Raw genomic sequence first — 1,305 nt, 5'->3', positions numbered from 1 at the left:
ATAACAATACTAGAACCAGCAATAATGGTTTTCATGGCTGCATTTATATTTTTTATTGTTTTGTCAATATTTCAACCAATATTGCAGATTAACAGCCTAATTTCATAATATATATCGAGGAGGGATAATGAAGGAGACGAAATCGGATGGATTTACATTGCTGGAAATTATGGTGGTTATCATGATTTTGGGTGTTTTGGCTAGCTTAACGATACCCAGTCTGATGTCTAATAAAAACCGGGCTGACCGGCAAAAGACATTAAGCGATATTGTTGCTTTAGAAAATGCATTGGACATGTATAAATTGGATAATGGCCATTACCCTACAGAGTTACAAGGTATTAATTCATTGGTTGTCAAACCAACAGAGGTACCCATCCCGAGAATTTATCCTCAATATGGTTATATTCGGCGATTACCGCAAGATCCGTGGGGAAACGCTTACCGAATGAGTAATCCCGGTAAGAATGGAGAGATAGATATATTTTCTGCGGGACCGGATAGAGAAATAGGTAATGAAGATGATATTGGCAACTGGAGTGTATCATCATAATTAAAAAAGATATACGTAGTAACTTGAGTCCCGACAACACATAGGTAATTACTTGCGATATTATACAGGTTTTACATTATTAGAGGTTATGGTCTCATTAGCTATTTTTGCTATTGCTGGTATCAGCATTATGAAAAATATTAGTGAACAATTAATCTGGACCAAAGCGTTAGAAGATAAAATGGCATCTTCTTGGGTTGCAGATAACGTTTTAGCTGAAATTAAAATAATGAGTGTTACACAAATCGGAGATTGGGCGAAGGGACGTCATTTTATGCTTAACCAATTTTGGTATTGGCAAACGAAAGAAGTATATAATCATAGTAAAGGATATCGTGAAGTTATCGTTGAAATTCGTAGTCAGGAAAATAACGAACATCCTAATTATATAGTGCAAAGCTACCGGATTACTAATGAGTAAACGTTTATCTTATGGCTTTACATTGTTAGAGGTACTACTTGCCGTTATTATTTTTACCATGATGAGTTTAACTATCTATCAGGCTGTTATTGTTATTGCGCAAGGAAGTGCCGCCGCGAGTAGTAAGGCAAAAGTATTATATAGAATACACCAAGTAATAGAAAAACTTGAAGATGATATATCTCACGCGATAACATATGGAAATTTTATTTCAAATGATTACCAAGGTGTTTCCTTCCAAATAGGGAAGGGGCTTTTGGAAAGTGATGATTTTGGAGTTTATTTTTTACTGAATAATAATGATAATTTAAAATACGATTTTGACTATATG

At 34.6% G+C, this 1,305-nt stretch carries 3 protein-coding genes; all 3 read left to right on the top strand.

Translation table 11 applies throughout. The features are described from left to right. Positions 1–127 precede the first annotated feature (127 nt). Positions 128–553 (top strand): type II secretion system major pseudopilin GspG, encoded by a 426-nt coding sequence (gene gspG / locus V2A85_RS23725; protein WP_420072559.1) that lies wholly within the window; start codon positions 128–130, stop codon positions 551–553. A gap of 52 nt (positions 554–605) precedes the next feature. Beyond that, complete coding sequence (gspI, locus tag V2A85_RS23720) at positions 606–974, top strand: type II secretion system minor pseudopilin GspI (RefSeq protein ID WP_420072558.1); 369 nt, start codon at positions 606–608, stop codon at positions 972–974. Then, positions 967–1,305: PulJ/GspJ family protein (locus V2A85_RS23715; protein WP_420072557.1), on the top strand; the 339-nt coding region annotated here is incomplete at its 3' end. The genes gspI and V2A85_RS23715, both read left to right, overlap by 8 nt.

This window comes from Yersinia sp. 1252 StPb PI (genome assembly GCF_048593885.1).
GTDB lineage: Bacteria > Pseudomonadota > Gammaproteobacteria > Enterobacterales > Enterobacteriaceae > Yersinia > Yersinia enterocolitica_E.
Note: the sequence above shows the minus strand (reverse complement) of the source record. Positions and strands in the feature narration are given on the sequence as shown.

Coding starts and splice junctions, on each gene's coding strand:
- gspG (WP_420072559.1), top strand. CDS start 128: ATGAAGGAGACGAAATCGGATGGATTTACATTGCTGGAAATTATGGTG.